Origin of the sequence: Sporosarcina sp. D27, from assembly GCF_000586555.1 — a bacterium.
GTDB lineage: Bacteria > Bacillota > Bacilli > Bacillales_A > Planococcaceae > Sporosarcina.
On the sequence record NZ_AZUC01000060.1, the window covers coordinates 11789 to 35514 of the forward strand.

The 23726-nt window shown below is 42.9% G+C and carries 19 protein-coding genes; 11 read left to right on the plus strand and 8 right to left on the minus strand.

Annotated elements, in window-relative coordinates:
* Positions 1-51 precede the first annotated feature (51 nt).
* The 5 genes from leuC (at position 52) to N693_RS0116640 (ending at position 6974) form a co-directional block, all read left to right on the plus strand.
* Positions 52-1461: a 3-isopropylmalate dehydratase large subunit gene (gene leuC, locus N693_RS0116620; RefSeq protein ID WP_025785957.1), complete on the plus strand. Its 1410-nt coding sequence runs from the start codon at positions 52-54 to the stop codon at positions 1459-1461.
* Between the two features lie 15 nt (positions 1462-1476).
* Positions 1477-2067, plus strand: a complete 591-nt coding sequence (leuD, locus tag N693_RS0116625; protein WP_025785958.1) for a 3-isopropylmalate dehydratase small subunit — start codon at positions 1477-1479, stop codon at positions 2065-2067.
* 90 nt (positions 2068-2157) lie between these two features.
* Positions 2158-3330, plus strand: a complete 1173-nt coding sequence (locus N693_RS0116630) for an alanine--glyoxylate aminotransferase family protein (protein WP_025785959.1) — start codon at positions 2158-2160, stop codon at positions 3328-3330.
* Positions 3331-3591: 261 nt separating this feature from the next.
* Positions 3592-4995, plus strand: coding sequence for an argininosuccinate lyase (gene argH, locus N693_RS0116635; protein WP_025785960.1), 1404 nt, complete (start codon positions 3592-3594; stop codon positions 4993-4995).
* Positions 4996-5285: 290 nt separating this feature from the next.
* Complete coding sequence (locus N693_RS0116640) at positions 5286-6974, plus strand: methyl-accepting chemotaxis protein (protein ID WP_156028956.1); 1689 nt, start codon at positions 5286-5288, stop codon at positions 6972-6974.
* 153 nt (positions 6975-7127) lie between these two features.
* Here the strand turns inward: N693_RS0116640 and N693_RS0116645 are convergent, their stop codons facing one another.
* On the minus strand, positions 7128-8030 hold the full coding sequence (locus tag N693_RS0116645; protein WP_025785962.1) for a C40 family peptidase: 903 nt from the start codon (positions 8028-8030) through the stop codon (positions 7128-7130).
* Between the two features lie 300 nt (positions 8031-8330).
* Between N693_RS0116645 and N693_RS0116650 the strand changes: the two genes are divergently transcribed.
* From N693_RS0116650 to N693_RS0116660, 3 genes are all read left to right on the plus strand, one after another.
* Positions 8331-9425 (plus strand): glycosyltransferase, encoded by a 1095-nt coding sequence (locus N693_RS0116650; RefSeq protein ID WP_025785963.1) that lies wholly within the window; start codon positions 8331-8333, stop codon positions 9423-9425.
* Between the two features lie 14 nt (positions 9426-9439).
* Positions 9440-10543: an amidohydrolase gene (locus N693_RS0116655; RefSeq protein ID WP_025785964.1), complete on the plus strand. Its 1104-nt coding sequence runs from the start codon at positions 9440-9442 to the stop codon at positions 10541-10543.
* Positions 10544-10712: 169 nt separating this feature from the next.
* Positions 10713-11450, plus strand: a complete 738-nt coding sequence (locus N693_RS0116660; RefSeq protein WP_025785965.1) for an SDR family NAD(P)-dependent oxidoreductase — start codon at positions 10713-10715, stop codon at positions 11448-11450.
* 391 nt (positions 11451-11841) lie between these two features.
* On the opposite strand, the gene N693_RS0116665 is transcribed toward N693_RS0116660, so the two are convergent.
* Positions 11842-12192, minus strand: a complete 351-nt coding sequence (locus N693_RS0116665; protein WP_025785966.1) for an SCP2 sterol-binding domain-containing protein — start codon at positions 12190-12192, stop codon at positions 11842-11844.
* Between the two features lie 201 nt (positions 12193-12393).
* On the opposite strand from N693_RS0116665, the gene N693_RS0116670 reads away from it, so the two are divergent.
* Entirely contained in the window at positions 12394-14286 is a 1893-nt protein-coding gene (locus tag N693_RS0116670; RefSeq protein ID WP_025785967.1) for a bifunctional diguanylate cyclase/phosphodiesterase, read from the plus strand.
* A 49-nt stretch (positions 14287-14335) separates the two neighbouring features.
* Here the strand turns inward: N693_RS0116670 and N693_RS0116675 are convergent, their stop codons facing one another.
* From N693_RS0116675 to N693_RS20315, 3 genes are read right to left on the minus strand one after another with little or no spacing between them, the layout of a single operon-like run.
* The gene (locus N693_RS0116675; protein ID WP_025785968.1) at positions 14336-16003 is read right to left on the minus strand and encodes a b(o/a)3-type cytochrome-c oxidase subunit 1; all 1668 of its coding nucleotides are present in this window, start codon (positions 16001-16003) and stop codon (positions 14336-14338) included.
* A 1-nt stretch (position 16004) separates the two neighbouring features.
* A complete protein-coding gene (locus N693_RS0116680) occupies positions 16005-16505 on the minus strand; it encodes a cytochrome c oxidase subunit II (protein WP_025785969.1) in 501 nt (166 codons plus the stop codon).
* Positions 16506-16532: 27 nt separating this feature from the next.
* Positions 16533-16676 (minus strand): cytochrome c oxidase subunit 2A, encoded by a 144-nt coding sequence (locus N693_RS20315; protein ID WP_156028957.1) that lies wholly within the window; start codon positions 16674-16676, stop codon positions 16533-16535.
* A 303-nt stretch (positions 16677-16979) separates the two neighbouring features.
* Between N693_RS20315 and N693_RS0116690 the strand changes: the two genes are divergently transcribed.
* Positions 16980-17672, plus strand: a complete 693-nt coding sequence (locus tag N693_RS0116690; RefSeq protein ID WP_025785970.1) for a glucosamine-6-phosphate deaminase — start codon at positions 16980-16982, stop codon at positions 17670-17672.
* Between the two features lie 248 nt (positions 17673-17920).
* Here N693_RS0116690 and N693_RS0116695 read toward each other — a convergent pair whose 3' ends face one another.
* Both N693_RS0116695 and secA2 read right to left on the minus strand, forming a co-directional pair.
* Positions 17921-18823 carry an accessory Sec system S-layer assembly protein gene (locus N693_RS0116695; RefSeq protein WP_025785971.1) on the minus strand — a complete coding sequence of 301 codons (903 nt, stop codon included), beginning with the start codon at positions 18821-18823 and terminating at the stop codon, positions 17921-17923.
* Entirely contained in the window at positions 18820-21198 is a 2379-nt protein-coding gene (secA2, locus tag N693_RS0116700; protein ID WP_025785972.1) for an accessory Sec system translocase SecA2, read from the minus strand. The genes N693_RS0116695 and secA2 overlap by 4 nt, the downstream gene beginning before the upstream one ends.
* Positions 21199-21448: 250 nt before the next feature.
* On the opposite strand from secA2, the gene N693_RS0116705 reads away from it, so the two are divergent.
* Positions 21449-22492: a glycosyltransferase family 4 protein gene (locus tag N693_RS0116705; RefSeq protein WP_025785973.1), complete on the plus strand. Its 1044-nt coding sequence runs from the start codon at positions 21449-21451 to the stop codon at positions 22490-22492.
* 108 nt (positions 22493-22600) lie between these two features.
* Here N693_RS0116705 and N693_RS0116715 read toward each other — a convergent pair whose 3' ends face one another.
* Positions 22601-23680, minus strand: a complete 1080-nt coding sequence (locus N693_RS0116715; RefSeq protein ID WP_025785974.1) for an LCP family protein — start codon at positions 23678-23680, stop codon at positions 22601-22603.
* Positions 23681-23726: the final 46 nt, after the last annotated feature.

The following is a 23726-nucleotide window of genomic DNA, read 5'->3' on the forward strand; positions in this document are numbered from 1 at the left end:
CTAACCAATCGCGGCGTTTGCATGCTGCCACTCGTGGAAAGGGGATTTGAAATGGTAAAAACAATTATTGAAAAGGTTTGGGATCGACATGTCGTGACAGAAGAAGAAGGGAAACCGGACTTACTCTACATCGACCTCCATCTCCTCCATGAAGTGACATCTCCGCAAGCATTTGAAGGATTACGTCTTGCAGGGCGGAAAGTGCGACGTCCGGAACGGTGTTATGCGACGATGGATCATAATGTACCGACACGTAATATTGAAACTGTCAGCGATCCGACCGCTCAGAAACAAATGACGACACTTGAAAAGAACTGCGAAGAATTCGGGATTGAACTTGCGCATATGACGCATCCAGACCAAGGGATTGTCCACATTATCGGGCCTGAACTAGGTCTTACACAACCTGGCCGCACAATTGTTTGTGGAGACAGTCATACATCTACACACGGTGCGTTTGGCGCGATTGCTTTTGGAATAGGTACGAGTGAAGTGGAGCACGTACTTTCTACACAAACCCTTTGGCAGAATCGACCGAAAACAATGGAAGTGAAGATTTTCGGAAAATTAGGAACGGGAGTCACTGCGAAAGATGTCATCCTAGCCGTCATTGCAAAATTTGGAATTGACGTTGGTACTGGTCATATCATTGAATTCACCGGTGAAGCCATCCGTAACCTTTCAATGGAGGAGCGGATGACCATTTGTAATATGTCGATCGAAGCTGGAGCGAAAGCGGGGTTGATCAGCCCGGATGAAACGACTGTTGAGTACTTAAGAGGCCGTCGTCACGTTCCCGACGGAGAAGAATTTGAAGCGGTTGCTGCAGAATGGCTATCACTAGCGACTGATGAAGGTGCAGTCTATGACACGACACTTACACTAGATGCAGCTGCCATTGAACCGTATGTAACATGGGGAACGAACCCTGCAATGGGAACAGGAATTAGCGGACACGTTCCATACGCATCCGATTATGCATCACCATCTGACAAAGAAGCATTGAAAAAAGCGATAACTTATATGGGACTGGAAGAAGGCATGCCACTATCCGATATTTCCATTCAGCACGTCTTTATCGGATCGTGTACCAATGCTCGTCTAAGTGACTTGCGTGCAGCTGCAGCAATTGTGGAAGGTCAACATGTCCATCCGAGTGTAACTGCGATTGTCGTACCAGGATCCCGTTCTGTAAAACGGCTTGCAGAACAAGAAGGACTTGATGAAGTATTCAAAGCAGCCGGATTCGAATGGAGAGAGTCGGGATGCAGTATGTGTCTAGCGATGAATGATGATGTTGTACCTGCGGGCGAACGGTGTGCATCCACATCGAATCGGAACTTTGAAGGACGACAAGGTGCAGGAGCACGGACGCATCTCGTCAGTCCAGCGATGGCGGCGGCTGCTGCGATTGCAGGGCGATTTACAGATATTCGGAAAGTACCTGTTCTGCAGGACTGAAGGGAGGAGCATTTCATGGAACCGATTAATGTTGTCACAAGTATCATGACCCCGTTAGACCGAAAAAACGTCGATACGGACCAAATCATTTCCAAAGAGTTTTTGAAGCGAATTGAAAGAACAGGATTCGGGAAGTATTTGTTTTATCATTGGCGTTTTGATAGCGAAGGTAAAGCCAATACTGATTTCGTTCTCAACGATTCTAGATTTGAAGGTTCACAGATCTTAGTAGCGGATGAAAACTTTGGTTGTGGCTCCTCCCGGGAACACGCTCCATGGGCCATTCTGGACTACGGATTCCGAGTGGTTATCGCACCAGGATTTGCGGATATCTTCTATAATAACTGTTTCAAAAATGGCATCTTACCGATACGACTTACTCAAAACGAAATCGATTCCTTACTCGCAGACGGCCAAAAGATTCCTGTTGAGCTCACTGTGAACTTGGAGAAACAAACGGTTACACGGAAAGATACGGGAGCGATTCTCCCCTTTAACATCGACCCGTATTCCCGGCAGATGTTGCTGAATGGTTGGGACGAAATTTCGCTCACATTCCAATATGAAGACCAAATTGCTGCGTATGAAGAACGTATGGCCCGTTGAGATAACGGGCTTTTTTTCGTAATAAAGGATATTCCTAGAACCATGTCGAAATTTTGTAAGCACAACAATCTGATTATTGGGGGAATTTGATTGAGAAATGAAGATTTGTTACTCATACCTGGACCGACGCCGGTCGTCGATTCCATTTACGATGCATTGGGGGAGGAAACTCGTGCACATACAGATCCACGATTTGTAAGCCGGTTTAAATCTGCCATTGAGCGTACAAAGCGAATTTTGAATACGGATGGGGAAGTATTTATCGTCGCTGGATCTGGAACACTTGCAATGGAAATGGCGCTCGTAAATACGATTGCACCTGGTGAGCGGCTTTTGATCATCAGCCATGGTTATTTCGGAGATCGCTTTATTAAACTGGGGCAAGCATTCGGGATTCAAATTGATCTGCTGCAGGCAGAGTGGGGCAAGCAAGTGGATTTGAAGCATGTCAAAGAGCATTTAGAGAAAAACAAATACAAAGCAGTTACTGTGACACACGCAGATACGTCAACTGGTGTTCAAGCGAACCTAGTGGAACTAATTCCCCTCATTAAACAGCATGGTGCCTTGGCTATCGTTGACGGGGTATGTGCAACCACGGCTATGCCGGAGGATATGCTACACAATTATGCAGGTCCGGACACAGCGATTGACATTGTCTTAACGGGTTCGCAAAAAGCAATTGGAGTCCCTCCAGGCGTTGGCATCGTAGCATTTAGCCATGCTGCACTTAAAGCACGTAACGAAATGGAATCGGTATCTGCCTACTATTGTGATATCCACAACTGGATTCCTGTCATGCATGATCCATCAAAATACTTTGCAACACCACCTGTCAATATGATCTACGCGCTTGAAGAAGGATTACGTATTGTTGAAGAAGAAGGTCTCAATGAACGTTACGTTCGGCATGAAGCTTATGGACGTGCGGTCCGTTCCGCATTACGAATTTATGGGATGGTGCCGCTGGCTGAAGAAAAAGACGCTGCACCAACTCTTAGCTGCATCTACTATCCAGAAGGAGTAGACGACGCGAAGTTCCGTGCAGAGCTTGCGAAAGAAGGCGTAATCTTATCCGGTGCACTTGCTCATCTCGCTGGAAAAGCTTTTAGGATCGGTCATATGGGAAATACGACTCCAGAAATGCTGGAGACTGCTATCCGAAAAATTGGCCAAGCTTTGCGAAATGGTGGTTATGAAGTGGTGGTTGAAGAGGCAGTGGCCGTTCTGCAAGAAACATTGAGTTCATTGTCTGTGAAATGAGAAGAACTCCTAGTCTAATGTAGAAGTTTTAAATTTAAAAAACAAAATGAAAGCATTGGATTCCACAAGTGGATTCCAATGCTTTTTTCGTTATTTGGCCCATCTAGCGCTTTAAGATTTATAACTCTCATAATAGAGAGGGTTATTTTCTAGTTCACTAGGCATCTCCCATTTCCAACCGGACAATAAACCATATACTAGAGGACATAGTTGGATATTACCCATAGATAGCCATGGAAATGAATTGAATGAGGTGGGGAGATGAATGAAGAAAAGCAGAAATTTGAAGAAGACGATGGGAAGTCATTTCCTGGACAAACATATTCTGAAGTCCTACTAAAACCGCTGTTCGAACTTCAAAAAAAGCATTTATTTCACGCAATGCTTGCGGTACATCGTGCACATACGATTATGCTTGCAGAACAGAACATTATAAAAGAGGCAGAGGCTGAAAGAGTGTTAGAGGCAATCGAAGAAATTTTTAATATGGATAAAGCTGATTTCATTTATACAGCAGCATATGAAGACCTATTCTTCCTAGTAGAATCTAAAATCGGAGACATGATCGGTGACGATTTAGCAGGGAAAATGCACATTGCTAAAAGTCGTAATGACATGGGAGAAGCCATGTATCGCATTGTGTTACGGGAGCACTTGCAAGATACGATTGACTTAGCAGAAACATTGGCGTCCACACTTTTGAGTCAAGCTGAGTATCATGTTGAAACCGTTATGCCTGCCCATACGCATACACAACCTGCCCAACCTACAACATTCGGACATTATCTTGTAGCGATCTATGACGGGCTCTACCGGGATATTGAGCGTCTGGAACGAGCAAGGACGGTTGTCAACCAATCTCCTATGGGAGCAGCTGCAATAACGACAACAGGATTCCCGATTAGTCGAGAGCGAATGGTAGAATTACTAAATTTCGAAGGATTGGTTGAGAATTCTTATGATGCGATTGGTGCGGGTGACTATTTGCTGGAAGCTGCACAAAGTTTAATCAGTTTGATGACCAACATCGGTCGGTGGGTGCAAGAGCTCTTGCGGATGGCATCTAAAGAAGTGGGGCTATTACGTGTTTCCGATGCATACGTGCAAATCAGTAGTATTATGCCACAGAAACGCAATCCGGTGTCGCTTGAACACTCGCGTTCCCTTGCTTCGAGTGCTCTAGCCGAAGGGCTTGCCGTGCTACACATGATTCACAACACTCCTTTTGGTGATATCAATGATACTGAAGATGATTTACAACCACATTTATATAAGGGGTTTCAGAAAGCGGATCGAGTTTTGAAGCTGTTGAATGCTGTCATGATCACAATGGAATTCGATAAGGAACATGCCCATCAACAAGCGAGAGAGAATATGATTACGATTACTGAACTCGCGGATATGTTATCTAGAGACTATGACATTTCGTTTCGTCAAGCACATGGTAAAGCGGCTATTGTTGCTAAACGTGCTATGACGCTTCAGAAAGAGTTATATGAATTACCTGTGGAGCTTGTCAATGAATGGTTAGAAGATGTAGCTCTATCTGAAACAGACTGGCAGGCAATTATAGATCCTGTAGTTTTCGTTGAACGCCGAAGTATCACTGGAGGCCCCAACCCTAATACAGTACGGGAAATGATTGCAAAGCGGAAGAGACAATAGATTGTAAAAAAATAATAGAGTTGCGAAACCTTAGCAGATAGTATCATTTTTTAGAAACGGTAGGTTCATCGTCAACAGATGATTAGGAAACCGCGCGAGTGCTATGCTTGCGTGGTTTTTTCATGCTCTCATAAAAAAATGGGCATTACGGGAATGATGAATTTTTAAAAGTGGTCGAAAAGTAGTGATTTATTCTTAATTAACAGATATAATCGAACTAGTCATAATTATTCAGACGATTGGTAAAGTTCGTCGTTTCTGAAAAAAGAGATAAAATCGGGGTGGAATGGGTGAAACGAACAATTGCTGGGAAGTTACGAAAAGGGTTTGGCTTATTACTTGCGTTGCTAGTTGTAATTGGGGTAGCTAGCATTCTGTTACTTTTAAAATTGAATAGTGATTATAGGCATATGCTCGATAATGAAGTGCATAAAGTGGATATTGTAGACGAGTTCGTACTGAAACAAGAACAAATGCAAAGTAAAATTAGAGGATATTTGCTTTATCAGGATGAAACGCTACTTGACGAACGTCAAGAAAACTACGAACGTTCTGAGCAACTCATCCAAGAGTTAGGGAAGATGATGAAAGGCGCTAAAATGAAGAAAGAATACGAAGCGCTTGTTGACTCGAACAAAAAGTCGATGACTCTTCAAAATAATATCGTCGATAACTTGGAACAAGGGAAAGATGATATCGCAAAATGGATGTCAGAAGCATCTAAGGATGTTGGAAATGTTGTTATGACACGTGCTGATACGATTAAAGATAACCAATACAAAGAACTAGAAAAGAAACGAAAAGAAGTCAATCAGATGATGACGCAACTGACGATCATCATTGCGGCAATCATAATCATCGCAGTAGTGGTAGGTATCCTGATTTCTCAACGCATTAGCCGCTCAATCACGAAACCTGTTGGCATCGTAACGGAAGGGCTACACCAAATTGCGGATGGGAATTTCTCCATCGATCCACTCGTCGTGCGTAGCAAAGACGAAATCGGAGAAATGGCGGTCGCGTTCAATAAAATGGGTGCAGATGTAGCAAACATGATCCGCAAAATTAACGTCTCTGCGGAACAGTTGGCAATGCAATCCGAGGAGTTATCCGCAAGCTCTGAAGAAAGCTTGGCGTCGTCGGAGTTAATCGCAAGTACTGCAGAAAAACAACTCGAGGGCAGTGAGCGTCAGCAGCGGATAACAGACCAATCTACACAATCCATGAATGAGCTGTCTGTTGGGGTTGGAGAAATCTCAGAAAGCAATGAGGACATGTTACGGTCTGCAGAAGCAGTTACACAACTTGTTGGTAAAGGCTCGGCATCTATGGATGAGGTCGTCGAAGAGATGAAAACCATTCGGGAAACGATACAAGAAACTGCGACAATCATGAAAGAGATGGCAGATCACTCTTCTGAAATTGAAAAAGTGACGGCTATTATTACAGGAATCGCTGAGCAAACGAACTTGTTGGCCCTTAACGCAGCGATCGAAGCAGCTCGTGCAGGAGATGCAGGAAAAGGATTCGCGGTTGTTGCAGATGAAGTCCGAAAACTTGCAGAGCAATCCAAGAAGTCTGCATCAGAGATTGGAACTATGGTCAGTGACATTCAAGTATACTCAAAGAAAGCAACGAAATCGATTGAAACCGGAAGTGAAAAAGTTAAAAATGGCATGAAAGCAACAGCGGAGTCCAACGCGGTATTCAAAGACATCCAACAAGCAGTAGGGGATGTATCCGAAAAGGTTGAAACGGTTTCTGCAGCAATTGAAGAGATCCAAGCTATGGCAGATGAAGTAACAGACGGAGCACGTGAAGTTCAACGGTTAATCGGACAAGCTGCTGCTTCAGCGACGGAAACAAGCTCAGCAACGGAAGAACAGCTCGCAGTAAGCCAAGAGATTAGTGCGAGCGCACAAAGCCTTACACGCCTCGCAGACGAGCTCCAACAAGAGGTTAGTAGATTTCAAGTATAAAGAATCATAAAAAGCGCATTCCCCGCATATGATGAGGGGAATGCGCTTTTGCTATGCAATGAAATCAGACAAAGTAAATAATTTCCGAAAATAAGTTTAATAAAACAAAAACGTGGAATTCTCTATAGTAAGAGAGTTCCACGTTCGCTAATATTATTTAAGGTTGTCCAAAAAGCGTTGCATGTCCTGGATTTTAACTTTATCGTCAACACCGAAGTTTCCATTTGTGTAACCAGCCGTTACATGATTTGAATAGAGAGCACCAACATATTTCAATGCCCAGTAATCAGAAGGGACGTCTTTAAACGGAACTTCAGTTGAAGTAGAAAGTTCGAATGCATCCGTAAGTACTTTCGCCATTTGTGAACGAGTCAACGGATCATTTGGATTAAATCTACCACTGTTGCTTCCACTAAAGATACCTGCTTCAGCAGCAGCCATAATTTCGTTATAGTAAGGTGTTTTTGAGTTAACGTCAGAGAAACTCATATCACTACCAGTTCTGTGAAGACCTAGTGTTTTAACAACGATGTTAGCGACTTGTCCACGTGTTGCATAAGTTACAGTTGGTGTTGGTTTTGAAGCAACAGATGTTTCACCAAATGTAGCAGGACGTTTTGCGCCTACATAACGGCTCTTCCAGTAATAGGGATCGTTAAGAGATGAAATTGTAACACCCTTACTAGTTGACGCGTGAATGAATTTGCTAGAACCGATATAGATTCCGACGTGTGAGACACCGCGGCCGCTTGTGTTGAAGAAGACAAGATCGCCAGTAGTCAAATTGCTTTTCGAAACGGATTTACCTTTTTGGTATTGTTGTCCAGTTGTACGTGGTAGAGAAGATCCACTCTTTTTGAAAACGAGTTGTGTATATGCTGAACAATCGATTCCGGAAGTAGTTGTTCCCCCGTAACGATAAGGTGTACCTATGTAATTTTTAGCTGTACTTACCAAGTCAGTTGCAGAAAGTGTTGCAGCAGAAGCCATAGACGGTACGGACGTTGAAATTACTAAACTGGCGATTCCAAATGCCAAGAGACGTTTCAGTTTCATAAGTTCTCAGTTTCCCCTTTCGCACCGTATCAAGGACAGTGTCTTTATCTGTGAATATCTTAGCATAGGATAAACCTCATTTCCGTTACAGTTATATTACAATGATGTTACAAATGGTCGCTTCATGTATAAAAGACTGATTTAACGCTGTTTATCGGATAATAATTCCGATGGAAGCGTTTTTATTTTTGTGCGAAATTGCTATGAAACGTGAAAAAAACACGAAATTACTGTATCTTTGTAACCAAACGTATTGAAATGCTGGACCTATTATGTGGAATCTGGCAGAACGGAGCTGACATGAAAAAAATTGTAGTATTTAGCAATATGTATCCATCTGCGGAACACCCAACGTACGGGATTTTTGTTAGAAACCAAGTTGAACTACTTAAAAAATCAGGCGTCATGGTAGATGTAAAAGTAATTGATAATCCAAAAGGCGGTAAAGTGCAATCTCTATTAAAATATGGGAAATGGCTTGCTAGCTCGGTTCTTTATCTAATGGGGAATCGTCGGAAACTCGCATTAACGCACGCTCACTATGCGTTTCCGACAGGACTTCTTTCATTAATAGGAAAACGTTTGTTTAAACTTCCTTACGTCGTGACGGTTCATGGCGGGGATATCGACAAAATGGCGAAAAAGAGCGCGCGAATTGCTGGGCTAACTCAAACAATTCTTCAGGAAGCATCTCATGTAGTTACAGTTGGGGAACGTCTGAAACAAGAAGTTGTTACAAACTTCGGCGTATCTGAAACAAATGTAACAGTGATGAGTATGGGAGTAGACCGGACAGTATTTCATCCTTTAGCTAGAAATGCGGTACGTGATGAACTAAATTTACCGAAGAGTGAGCGTGTAATCTTATTTATAGGCAACTTGATCCGGGAAAAAGGGGTTCTTGAATTAGTACAGGCATTCGCGTCTATACAAAATTCCTTACCAGAAGTTTCGCTACATCTATTAGGCTCTTCAAAGTCAGCTACTTTTGTAGAAGAGGTCAAACAGTACATTACGACTCACCAAATTGAAGGTGTACACTTTGAAGGCACGAAAACTCAGCATGAACTTGCTAAGTGGCTAGCAGCAGCGGATGTTCTAGCGCTCCCTTCCTACCATGAAGGATTTGGACTTGTTGCCCTTGAATCGATGGCTTCGGGCACCCCTGTAGTTGCATCTGACGTTGGAGGATTGTCGTATTTGTTAGCGGATGATGCTGGGATTCTGGTGCCACCACGTGATGTGGAAAGTCTTGCAGGAGGATTACTTCAAGCACTTTCTGCTGATGAAGCAAGTAATGTTGCTCAGAGAGAAGAAATCGTTCATGAACATTCCTATGAGATGATTTTGGAGAAAATGTTGAAGATATATGGGGAAACAGAACGTACACGGTAAAGGGGGATAAGGGAATGGCTGTCACAGAACAAATCAGAAATTGGTTCGAACACTTCCATGCAAATCCGGAAGTGAGTTGGAAAGAACAAGAAACGACAAAGGAAATTGCACGCATTTTAACTGAGATGGATGTTCCTTATAAGACATTTGAAGATGTCACTGGAGCTATTGCAGAAATCGGAGAAGGGGACTCAGTCATAGCGGTACGCGCAGATATCGATGCCCTTTGGCAAGAGGTTGATGGTGTTTACCAAGCGAATCATTCCTGCGGTCATGATGGTCACATGGCAATGGTGTTAGGAGCACTCACTTATTTAAAGGAAGAAAACTTGGGATGCAGAATTCGCTTCATCTTCCAACCAGCAGAAGAAAAAGGGAATGGCTCAAATGCGATGATTGACCGCGGAGCTGTAGATGAAGTGAGTTACATGTTTGGCATTCATCTGAGACCTCAAGAAGAGCTCCCGTTAGGCAAAGCTTCCGCTGCGATTCGTCACGGTGCTGCTTACTTTGTAGAAGGAACGATTAGTGGCGTGGATGCACATGGGGCGCGTCCACATCAAGGGATCAATGCCATTGATCCATTACTTGCAATCGGTCAATTTTTGAAGACGGTGCTGTTTTCACCATATGAAGCGTATTCAGTGAAATTGACGCACGTTCAAGCCGGTGGAGAAAGTTTGAACATTATTCCTGGCTCAGCGAAGTTTGGATTAGATATCCGCGCGCAGTCAAACGATGTGTTACAACAATTACAGGAACGGGTCGACACAGGCATTCAGCAGATTGCAGAACTTTACACTACTAAAATCGATTTATTATGGACAGACTATACGCCGGCAGCCGAAGTGTCAGATGAAGCTGTCGCAATCGCACGAGAAGGGATTCTTGAGGTGCTTGGTGAAGAGGGGCTTGCAGCAGACGTTGTCACTTCAGGAAGTGATGATTTCCACTTCTATACAATACGCAAACCAGAGTTGAAAGCAACGATGATAGGATTGGGGGCTGATTTAGGACCAGGGTTGCATCATCCAGCGATGACCTTCAATCGGGATGCTCTCGTAACAGGCGCCAAAATTCTTGCAGAAACGCTGAAACGTGCAAGTTTTAAAGCATAAGATGTTGTCGGAAAGCCATGGATATTTAAGAGGAATTAGTAATTGAAAGTTGGTATTTATTTGAAAAAATAAACACCTTTAGCGGAGTGTCGTTGTTTGCAATGTGTCAAATATAGGAGTATTATTTAGATGTTAAATCTTATTATACACATACAAAGGAGCGGTTAAAATGGGTAGAATGCAAGATAAAGTAGCATTTATTACAGGTGGAGCTTCAGGCATGGGCGAAATGATGGTTAAATTGTTCACAGCTGAGGGCGCTAAAGTCATCGCTGCAGACATTAACACAGATGCACTTAAAGCTAAATGGGACGGCGTTGAAAACGTTGACTACGTAAAGCTTAACGTAACAGATGCTGACAACTGGGCAGAAGCTGTAAAAACGGCTGCTGACAAGTTCGGTAAACTTGATATCCTTATCAACTGTGCAGGTATCTCTACTGAAAAAGGTATGAACGATATTACAATTGCTGACTGGCAGCGTCTTCACGACATCAACGGATTCGGTACATTCGCTGGTATGCGCGCAGTAGTTCCTTACATGAAGGAAGCTGGACAAGGTTCAATCGTTAACATCTCTTCTTACACAGCGCTAGTTGGTATGGGCTACAACCCATATGCAGCTTCTAAAGGTTCAGTTCGTGCGATCTCTCGTGCAGCTGCAGCTGAGTTCGGTAAAGACGGAATCCGCGTAAACGCAGTATTCCCAGGCGTTATCCAAACTCCAATGGTCGCAAACCTTGAGTCTTCTAAAGCAGCACTCGAAGGCCTTATCAGAATGACACCACTTGCTCGTCTTGGACAACCTGAAGACGTAGGTAACGCGGTAATGTTCTTAGCTTCTGATGAAGCTTCTTACATCTCTGGCGCTGAACTCGTAATCGACGGTGGATTCTCAGCACGCTAATTGGTGTTTAAAATACAAAAGACGTCTTCTCATTTTTGAGGAGGCGTCTTTTTCTTTGTAGATGGAGGATAAACGGTGTTGATTATTGCAAAGATATGCTCCCAACGCTTTGTTTTTGCTCGCAAAAGCCGCCCTACGCTACGGCTTTCGCTACAGACGGACACTTTCCGAGGGGCTTGGTTTCAGCCAATCGAACCACGAAGAGTTCGATTGGCCGTATTTCTGCGTTCTTTGCAGAAAATAAGGCAGCCTCGTGCTCCTAACGCTTTGCTCAGTCGGGGGTCTTCGATCTACGCTTATCCCCCAGGAGTAGTCGCCTTCCGCTCCAATCAATGGTGTATCGTTAAATAAATTCATCATTTGTACTTCGGATAATAATAATGAGAAGTGATTAAAAACGATATTGTGTCAAAATATTTTCCAGTTTGAGCGCAAGACCGAGGCTGCCTTTTACTTTTAGTTTCCCCATCATGAAAGCTGTTGTGGTGTTTAGTTTACCTGCAAGTAACTTGTAGAAATCCTCGACCTTCATCGTCAACGTACAATCCGCCTCGTCGGTCTCTTTTGTAAGAACGCTTGCCTTATTATCTGCAAATACTAATACATAATTTCTAGCTTCATCCCCAGACAAATTAAAACCATAACTCACATCCAAGCCTTGTATAGGCGCGGAATTATCGTTCAGTTGCCGCTCAATTTCTTTCCATGTTTGTTGAAGATTTTTTTCGTAGTCGATTACCAAATTTCCCAACCTCCTAAAAATGAATAGTGGTTCACTACTAGTATAGCAAACTAATTTGGAAAAATGCACAGAGTTTACTGAAAACTTTGAAGGTGAATTAGTTAATTTGTCGAATTACATAATAATAGTAAGAAATGGTAAGAACAATCATGAAAGCACAATAGATACTACTATTAAATCCTTTTGAGGAGGTGCTTAAGCATGGAAAGATCCAAGGAAGACCTGACAGAATTCATAGCGAGAATGCAGGAACAACAACAGCAATTATTTAAGCAAGCAAAGCAATTGGAGCTTACTCCCGAATCCATGAAAAATGTTTTGTACGAGCTCTGTGAAAATATTGCAACGATTATGCAGGCTGATCGGGTGAGTATCTGGTTGTTTAACGACGATCAAACGGTCCTAACCGAGCATTTGACATATGCTACTGATTCAATTGCTATTCCTATCGTTCGTGAACTCAATTTCAATAATGCCAAGTTATACTTTGAAGCGATCACTAGTCAACGGGTCAATTCTGTAGATGACATCGCTACAAACGAAGCCTTTCGATCCCTACCGAGTAATTATCTCGTAGGCACTCCGATTACTTCTTTACTTGATGCATCCATCATTATGAGCCGAGGAATCGGAGGGATTCTTTGCTGTGAAACAGTAAAGAGACGTTGCTGGTCGAAACTGGACGAAGTATTCATCGCAGCAATTGCAGATATGCTGTCATTTGTCTTCGACCGTCTAAATCGAATAGAAATGGAAAATCGTGTTCACGAATTAGCCTATACGGATTTATTAACAGGCATCGACAATGAGAATGCGTTCATTGAAAAAGTGAATGATAAGTTACATAAGACAGGAAATGAGCTTTATGGAGCATTTTTGTATATGAAAATTGATCAGTTCACTTCGATTCAAAGCGTGCTTGGCCCTGAAGGAACAAAGATTTCCTTGAAGAAAATAGCAAATCGATTGCGTTCACTTTTTCCGGAGGGTTCCATTTTTGCGCGAATCGCTTTTGATCATTTCATCATATTCACTGAACACAACGATAATCATGAAAAAGATGAAAATACCATGGAGCACATTCTTTCTGAGTTACGCAAACCTGTTATGATTAAAGACCAGAAGTTATTTTTGACATTTAGTTACGGGGTGTCTCTCTATCCGCAGCATGTAACCGATGCGTACGAAGGAATTCAGGCCGCTAAAATCGCACTCGATTCTTCACAGAAAATGGGGAACCGAAAGACGCGCGCGGTCTACGAACCCCTTATGTATGAACAGTGGGAAGAGGAAATGCATTCGGAGATGAATTTAGGAAAAGGGCTGGACATGAATGAGTTCCGTCTGTTTTACCAACCTCAAGTTGAAAGTTTGACTCACAAAGTGACGGGAGTCGAAGCGCTCATTCGTTGGCAACACCCTGATAAGGGAATGCTGTCACCTGCTGCGTTCATAGAAATCGCAGAGACGACTGGCCTCATTACACAAATCGATGAATGGGTAGTGAGTCAGGCGTGCCAACAATTGAAAAGTTGGGAGCAGCAGGGTCTGGGATCATTGACGATTTCTGTAAACATTTCACCTAGACACTTCCTACATTATCAATTTCCTAAATTTTTATACAGATGTATACAGGAATATAACATCACCCCTGCAAAACTGATTATTGAAATCACCGAGAATGTCGCCATTGAAGATTCTAAGCTAGTAGAACTCCAAATACAAAAAGTCCAGGAATTGGGCTTTCCTATTTCGATTGACGATTTTGGGACGGGGTATTCTGCATTCCTTTACTTACAACGTTTTTCAATACAGGAAGTCAAGATTGATCGTCAATTTGTTACAAATATCGAAACCGATCCGAAAAGCCGTGCGATTGTCCGTGCGATTTTAACACTTGCGAAGAGCCTACACATGCACACGGTAGCTGAAGGGGTAGAAACTCTTGGTCAGATGAAAAGATTAGAGGAGCTAGGATGTTTCGAAATTCAAGGATACTATTTCAGTAAACCAGTACCTATCGAAGAGTTGAATAGATGGTTGCTCGCGTCACCAAGATTTCCTTTTCTACACCTACCCATACAACTTGCGTAAAATGAAAGATCCGGATTGTAAGCAAAATCGCTTACAATCCGGATCTTTTTTACATTCTTCCAATTGGCCATTTGAATGGAACGGATCCAGGTGGAGAGTGCTTGATAATATCGATCATAGGTATCGTGTACGCAAACGCGATAAGTGCAATCGTAATGCCAACCCACAAATACCAGTTTTCAAGAATTTTAGGTGTAACTTGGGCATTTTCATCTTCAGCAGCAATCGGGAATTCTTCTACTCCACGAGGTGCGAAGAATGTCAACTTAATGAAGATATAGATCATGAGCAAGATACCGATGAATAGAATTGTTCCACCGACAGCCTGAGCAAGCTGATAGCCAACCCAAGTATCGACCTGTGCACCACCTGCGTATTCTGAGTACGCAGAACGTCGTGGGCCGCCAAGAAGTCCTTGGATATGCATTGCTGTCGACATAATCGTCATACCTACTGCCCAGATAATCGTTTGGATGATTCCGAGTTTGTTTATTTGCTTCGTTAAGCGACGTCCTGTCAAGTGAGGGACGAGCCAATACGCAATCCCGAAGTATGTCAAAAGAACTGCTGTCGCAACTGTCAAGTGGAAGTGACCTGTCACCCAAATCGTATTGTGGACAAGTGCGTTCATCTGGTGAGACGCGTTGATGATACCGCCAATGCCACCAGGGATGAAAGCAACCATTCCGACAAATGGTGCGAAGAATCGTACGTCGCCCCATGGCAATTTCTTGAACCAACCGAAGAGACTGCTGAACCCTTTTTTGCGTCCTGTAATTTCAAACGTCGCAAAGATCGAGAATGCGGTCATCAATGAAGGAACAACAACCATCATTGTAAGTACTACTTGGATGAACTTCCAAGTCGGATCAATACCTGGCTCTGTCAACTGGTGGTGGAACCCGACTGGAATCGAGAACAACAACAGCAAGATGAACGCTAGACGGGCAAGTGAATCACTGAATAGTTTTCCGCCGATGATTTTCGGGATGATTGCATACCACGCCATGTAAGCAGGGAGCAACCAGAAGTACACAAGTGGGTGACCGAAGTACCAGAACAATGTACGGCTGACGAGCACGTTGATGGTTTCTGTATACCCGAGTGACCAAGGGATGAACTGAATAACTACTGAAACCGCGACTCCGAGGGATGCAATTACCCACATAAGCATGTTAATGATTACCATGAATGCAAGTAACGGTGACTTCTCACCTTTGTGAGCTTTCTTCCATACATACAGCTGACGGAAGTTTGTAAATGCGGAAATCCAGCTTCCGACGATTACGAGCGCAAGACCTATATAAAATGCCGGATGTGCAGCAAGTGGTGCATAGAATGTATATAGTACGTTAGCTTGGCCAACTAGGATTGTGACTGCAGCCATGACTGTACCGACGAGCATCATCCAGAATGAAATCCAACCGACGTTCCGTTGCTTATCTGAAATTCCGACTGTTTTCCCCATGAGAGCAAACTGGAACCCGATGATGAAGAATGTTGTCAAGACAAGTCCAAGAATCACACCGTGAACCGTTAGTATCGTGTAGTAGTTAATGTTGAAGGGAAGTGTGAACTTTCCAGACCGGACAAATGTCTGAAGGAGACCCATAAGTCCACCGACGAGCAATGAAACAAACGTGACATACATGAATGACATGTAGAGTCGTGCATCTTTTTTAGGGAATAAGCGAAGGTTATTTTCTGTTCCGTCCATATTAATACACCTCTACCTTTCCGAACATCTGGTGGTGACCGATGCCGCAATATTCGTTACAGACGATTGTGAATTCGCCTTTATTTTTCATAACCGCTTCGTAGCGGCTAATATGACCAGGTTCAACCATCATATTGACATTCGTTCCGGCTACTTGGAACCCGTGGACCACGTCTTTAGAAGTAATTGTAAAGAGAACAGTGGAACCTTGTGGGACACGAATTGTTTTGACTGGTTTTTCATCTTTGTCCACACCGAAATCATAGTTGAACGCAGATGCGACCATGTTGACTTTATATTTACCGTCTGCGACTTCTGTCAGACCTAAGTTTTCAGGTTTAAACGAATCATGTGCTTCCACATTGTTTTGATCGATTGTTTCTAAGTGACTCTGTGGATGAGTTCCTTTCCAAAAAGCTGCAAATCCTATAACTAAAAGAAAAATAACTAATGATGCCATGCCAAACGTGAGCCAAACCTTCTCGTACTTGTGCAGATGCATAATCTCTGCCTCCTTCTTCTTCTCTCGTTATCTTGAAATGAAAAGCCAATAAGCGCCAAACCAAGAACCAACCATTAGTAAACCGAGAATCATAACCATGATGAACGTTCCTTTTAAATCGGAAGATGCTTCTGTTGTAGGACCATCGTTGCTAGCGTGCTTTTTTGTCATTTCACTCACCGCCTTTAATAGGTGTTTGCTTAATCTATAAGAACTACTTTTATCATATTGAATCTGAGAAATTAAAATACTAGGGAATTCCCTAATACTTTCGTAGTGAACAAGAAGTTCACACTTTGTTCATAGACTCACCACATTTTTGACAAATGAAATGGGAACAAGACAGTTCATGTGTAGGACAGAAAGATTAGGGAATGGCTTGAGTATAGTGTGTTTGTTGACCAAGGTGGCACAACGCTTTACAATTAATGAAGTAAACTTCTATAAGAAAGTTGGTAGATGGTCATGGAAAACATTCAAACAATTGTTGTGGATAGTAAAGAGCAAGGTGCAGAAAAGATATGCGAATTGGTACGAGAAGAATTAGTAGCAGGGCACTTACATGTGCTTGGACTGGCGACAGGAAGTACGATGGAGCCGGTATATGAAAAAATGACGGAATCGGATCTTGACTTCACGAACGTAACTGCATTTAACCTAGACGAATATATTGGTATTCCATCAACGCACAAAAATAGTTATGCGCATTACATGAACGAATTGTTATTTTCAAAGAAGCCATTTAAAGAAACTCATATTGAAAACGGTATGGCGGAAGATCTGGACGCCGAATGCGTACGCTACGAAAAACTGTTGAAGGAAAACCCTCTTGATATCCAGTTCCTTGGAATTGGTGAGAACGGTCATATCGCATTCAACGAACCCGGTACATCTCCAGAATCTGTGACGCACGTTGTCGAACTTACGGAATCGACAATTGCTGTGAACAGCCAGTACTTTACGGAAGATGAAACAATGCCCGTGACAGCTTTAACAATGGGGATTTCCTCAATCATGCAAGCTAAAAAGCTCATCGTGGCGGCATTCGGAGAGAAGAAACGCCCAGCGCTTGAAAAATTATTCGCAGGTGTTGTGTCAACGGAGTGGCCGGTGACGTATTTACTGGATCACCCAGATGTGACTGTTATTACAGATTTGAAATTATAATAGAAGACGTTTGAGGGAAGGCTGTCCACTTGGGCAGCCTTTTTTTATGGGGGAGAGTGGGTTCTCAATCAGAACTTGGTAGTTGTCCGACAAATAAAGGATTTCTTCATCACATATAGGAATTTCTCCGACACTATACAGAGTTTCTCGATAACAAGACACAATTCAACGAGATGAGTAGAAGGGGAGTAGATTTATTGAACACAAAAAACCCCCGCACAACCGAAATTGTACGGGAGATCGATTATTTATGCATTTTGCTGAGGAACACGGATTGTCCAACGAGAGAAATCCGGGTCCTCTTTAGAAACCATTTCAAGTGGATACACGAATGTCCAAGGCTTCGTTGTATTCGCATTGACAGGAAGTGAACCGATGTCGAACGAACCGCTCGCAACGACTTCACCCGTCGCATCGATTAGTTCTAGAGGCAACTTCTCGATGTTAATCTGCTTGGAGTGTCCATTACGGATGAATACGGACGCTGCAATGCTACCATCTTCTTGTTTCCCGACTTGGAATCCAGCAATGTTCACTTCACGTGGTTTCAACTTCGGCAAATTGCCGACAACTTCTTCAAGTGCTGCTTTTTGCTCAACTGGAAGACTAGTCTCCCAAGATTCTTCCAGTTCTAGTTTGTGAGGAACCATGGATTGCACGTTGAACGCAAGTTTCCAGTTTTCTTTAGGCGGCTCTTCAACGAACAGGTTGTCTTTTGTGAAGACGAACACCCAAGGTCGGGCGCTTCGTGGAGCAATTTCACCAAGCTCGCTTAAGTCGAATTGTTGAGAACCAAGTGTTTTACCCTCTTCATCCATAAGCATTAATTCAACCTCGCCAATCGTAATCGTCTGGTCTAGAGATGAACGGAAAAATGCTTTGACCAAAAAATCACCTGTTGCTGGTTCGATGTCAATATCGATACCAGACAATGAAATTTGGTTTGGTTTGAGAGTTTCTAGTTCGTTCGCGAGGAAACGGAATACGTATTCCTGTTCTTGCGGCAATTCCCATGAAGGATGAAGGGATAAAGCTGTTTCGATATCCTCGTCACTAGCTGGACCACCAGTGCCAGCCATTAGTTCTTCAGAGCCGATTGTGCTGTCGCTACCTGTCTTTTCGGTCTTTTTAAACAATGAAAGAAATTTCATGAGTTAACCTCCTGTGATTGTAGTTCCTGCTGTTCTGTCAGGATTTTCATGAACTGAATGACTTCTGAAGCAATATCGCGGCGCAGCTTTTGATAATGTTTCCCGAAGAGTTCCAATCCTTCGCGCTGATAAATACGCATCGGATCTTCCTGCCCGTATGATCGAAGTCCAATTCCTTCTTTTAACCGTGTCATCACTTCAAGGTGCTTGACCCACATAGTGTCGATATGACTCAGCATCACTTGTGGAATAATTTGGTTCACTTGCTCATTATCCTCAAATGACTGGATGTATGCAACTAATTCGTCGAGTGGAACAGCATAGAACTTGACGATTTGCGTTGGTTTTTCGAATGTTCTTGGAAGCTCAACAGGCATACGAAGCAATGAGTTCATCGTCCGCTCAATTTGCTCGAAATCCCATTGATCCGGAGTTTCACCTTCTGGACAGCTATCGAATACAACGAATTCAGTCGTCTCTTTCAACATCGTTTGTAAGAGTCCATTCACGTCATTACGTTTCAAGACATTATCTCGTAATCCGTACAACACGTTACGTTGATCGTTGATGACATCATCCAACTTCAAGTTATACTCACGCATCGAGTAATGGGCACCTTCGACAATTCGTTGGGTACGTTCTGTAAGTTCATTGACATCTTTGTTTAGTACTAAGCCGTTTTCATCAGTTTCGACTTTCTTTTCAAATTTTTCGATATCGTCCTTTGCGAATCGCTTGAACATATCATCTTCAAGAGATAGGAAGAATCGTGATTCCCCTTTGTCGCCTTGACGACCCGAACGTCCGCGTAGCTGGTTATCAACACGGCGGCTTTCGTGTTTTTCAGTACCGAGCACAAACAATCCGCCTAAATCTTCTACTCCATCTCCAAGAACAATATCTGTTCCACGTCCGGCCATATTCGTTGCAACTGTTATGTGTCCTTTTTGACCAGCATTGGAGATTAAATCGACTTCTTGCTCGACACTTTTTGCGTTTAACAAATTATAATCGAGTTTGTGTTCATCTAAATACTCCACAACTTTTTCTGATTGCAATATAGAAGTTGTTCCGACCAGTACGGGCTGTCCGACTTTGTGACGCTCAGCTACTTCTTTTGCCATTGCCTTGTATTTTTGGTCGATCGTTTTAAAGACAATGTCTTCTTGATCCATACGTTGACGAGGTCGGTTTGTCGGAATTTGGATCACTTGCATGTTGTAGACTTCCCGGAATTCTCGTTCCTGCGTTTTCGCAGTCCCAGTCATCCCGCAAAGCCTAGGATACATGCGGAAATAGTTTTGAATCGTAATTTGCGCTTGTGCTTTGTTTTCATCGGTGATAGGTAGACCTTCTTTTGCTTCGATCGCCTGGTGAAGACCGTCAGACAACGTACGTCCTTCCATTATCCGTCCGGTAAACATATCGACCAATTCGATCTTTTGGTCGCGAACGATATAGTCAACATCACGTTTGAAGATAACATAGGCACGAACTGCTTGAATCATATAATGGTAGAGTGTCTGATGCTCAAGATCATATAAGTTATCAACACCAAACGCCTTTTCCACCTTCTCAATACCTGTTTCAGTTAACGATGTGGACTTCGTTTCATCATCAAAGTCGAAGTCGACACCTTGTTTAAAGCGTTTCGCTAGACGAGCTGCAATCATATGCAGATCTGCGTCTGCTTGCATCTTACCAGCAACAATCAACGGAGTTTTCGCTTCGTCAATCAGCACACTGTCGACTTCGTCAATAATCGCGTAATGGTAGGGGCGTTGTACTTTTTGGCTGATGTGCTGTGCCATGTTGTCTCGCAAGTAGTCAAAGCCGAATTCAGTTCCGACTCCATAAGTAATATCCGCATCATAGGCTTCTTTCTTTTCAAGTCCTTGCATCATTGGTACGTTCAGCCCTACAGTAAGACCGAGAAATCGATGGATTTGTCCCATCTGTTCGAAGTCACGACGTGCTAGATAGTCATTCACTGTGATGATGTGAACACCTTTTCCTTCAAGCGCCCGTACATAAGAGGGGAGAGAGGCAACAAGTGTTTTCCCTTCACCCGTCGGCATTTCTGCAATATTACCTTCAGTCAACACCATGCCACCAATTAGCTGAACGTCGAAATGACGCATGTGTAGAACACGTTTTGAAGCTTCACGTACAACTGCAAACGCTTCAGGAATAATGGCATGGACAGTTTCACCATTTGCAAGGCGTTCTTTGAATTCAAGTGTTTTTTCAGCAAGTTGCTCATCTGACAAGTCGACATAATTCTGTTCTAATTTATTTATAAGATCAACGACTTTTCGATATTTCTTAAGCTGTCGATCACTGGTCTGGTTTGATCGTCTAAAAATGGATAGCATATAGTTAACGCTCCTTTATATTGCCCATTCAACGGACACGACTCTATTTTATCAAACTAGAGCAGAAAAGACTAGAATCGCTTGAAAGAACGTTTTGAAAAATAGGCTTAACCCTTGCCAAGAAAGGGTATTGGTAACAAATCCGTTTGTTTTCTCATAGAAAAATTGTTTCGCAGAGTGCTTTCTTTCTGTGGGCATGTTATAATACGGTAGGCTTTAACTAAAATTGAGTACCACAGGGAGGAAGGACATGTTATTCCTTGCAATGGCAGCTGCATTTGTCGGCGCCATCATACTAACTCCACTTGTCATAAAATTCGCGTTCCGTATTGGAGCGGTTGATAGACCAAATTACCGCAAAGTCCATGCTGCGGTTATGCCGCGTATCGGCGGCCTTGCGATATTTGGAGCGTTTTTAATCGGCTATGCCATCCTTTTACCTAAAGATGAGCATGCAGCAGGAATCTTGATTGGTGCTGTGATCATCATTGCAATTGGATTCTTCGATGATATGCTGGAAATTACAGCGAAAGCAAAAGCATTAGGACAGTTAGTTGCGGCGATTGTAGTAATGACTGTTGGTGATCTACAAATTGATTTCATTAACTTACCTTTTCTTGGACAAATTGACTTCGGATACTTGAGTATCCCAATTACGATCCTCTGGATTGTCGGAGTGACGAACGCGATTAACTTGATCGACGGACTGGACGGACTAGCTGCAGGCGTTTCGACAATTGCACTCATTTCCATTTCAGTCATGGCACTTATCATGGGCAATACCTTCGTACTTGTTACGGCAGCAATCCTTGCGGCAAGTTCACTTGGATTTTTACTGTTTAACTTCCACCCAGCAAAAATCTTCATGGGGGACACAGGGTCGTTGTTCTTAGGATTTATGATTTCTGTACTGGCACTACTCGGATTTAAGAACGTAGCAGTTGTGTCACTTGTCATCCCAATTATTATGCTAGGAGTACCGATTTCTGATACATTCTTTGCGATTGTTCGACGCATTCGGATGAAACAATCGATTACCGCGCCGGATAAATCCCACTTGCATCATTGCTTGTTGCGCGCAGGTTTTTCACATCGACAAACTGTGCTCGTCATTTACGGCATTGCCATTCTTTTCGGAATCGCAGCAGTATTGTTCTCGCAAGCAACTGTATGGGGAGCGATCTTGTTACTTTTCGTCATCCTACTTGCTATCGAATTGTTTGTAGAAATCATCGGTCTTGCCGGTACAAATTACCGTCCAATATTAAATTTAGTCCGCATGATTGGAAAATAATTTTAAAAGGCTGTCCCAGGAATTAGACCTGGGACAGCCTTTTTTGATGATGCAATCAAATTTAAACGCGAAAGGAATGGATTCCTTTCGCGTTTGCTTGTTCGTACTTTAATTAACATCTGTACCTTCTGAAGGGGAAATAACGACACGATTCGTACTTCCTTCAGAGTCTGAAGAAGCTTCATCATCTACTTTAGGTGCTAGAGAAGAAATCAAGCCTAAGTGAGATTGTAGAATCAACTGCTTCTGTTGAAGATCTTCATCGTTCAACTTCCAATAGTACACACCAGTCGACCAATCGTCATCACCCTCAAGTGTCAGCGTGTCAACGGATGGCATTCCGCCTTTTGCATACTCTAAGAACGACAACATCTCTTTATACTGCATATCCGTTTTAATGTTATCTCCAAGCGCATCAATCACATCACCAAATTTCGTAATGGCAGCAGGAGATTTCGCTTGGTCCATCATCGCCTGAATAATCATTTGTTGACGTTTACCCCGCTCAATGTCATTGTCCAGTTTACGTGTTCGAGCAAGTGCGAGTGCATGACGACCATCTAATACTTGAAGACCCGGCATTAAGTGAATCGTCCCTGCATCTGTTTCATCTTTTTCAATTCTTTCATAAGGAACATCGACTTCGACTCCACCTAGTGCATCTACTACATCGATGAACGCGTTAAAGTTGGCTTTCAAATAGTAGTCGATCGGAATGTCCAACATTTCTTCTACAGTTTCAATCGTTGCCTTTGTTCCACCATAAGCATTCGCGTGCGTAATTTTATCTTTATAATCCACTTCTGGAATGTAAACGTAAGAATCACGGGGGATACTTAGCAGTTTGACCGTTTTTTGTTTAGGATTCAACGTAGCTAGAAGTAATGCATCCGCTCGGCTGTTGCTGTCCCCCTGTTGTCGATCATCACTGTCATCCACGCCGATTAATAACACCGAAACATTGTCTTTTGCGGGTTGGACTTTGCTCTCTTTTACAGTGGATCGTCCCGCACGGTCTTGAATCGGCTCATACGCTCTATCTGCAGCGAGTTCAGCCTTCTTGTGAAGCGTGACTCCGTAGGCTGCAATTGTCAAAAAAGCCGCAATCGTCAACACAAGCCCTATCTTCAAAACAAGTCTCGTTTTTGAAGATTTTCTTTTGGCTTTTTTATATTCTTTTCGTTTCATATTTTATTTAGCCTCCGTTAATCAGTACTTAATGTCGAACTCCATC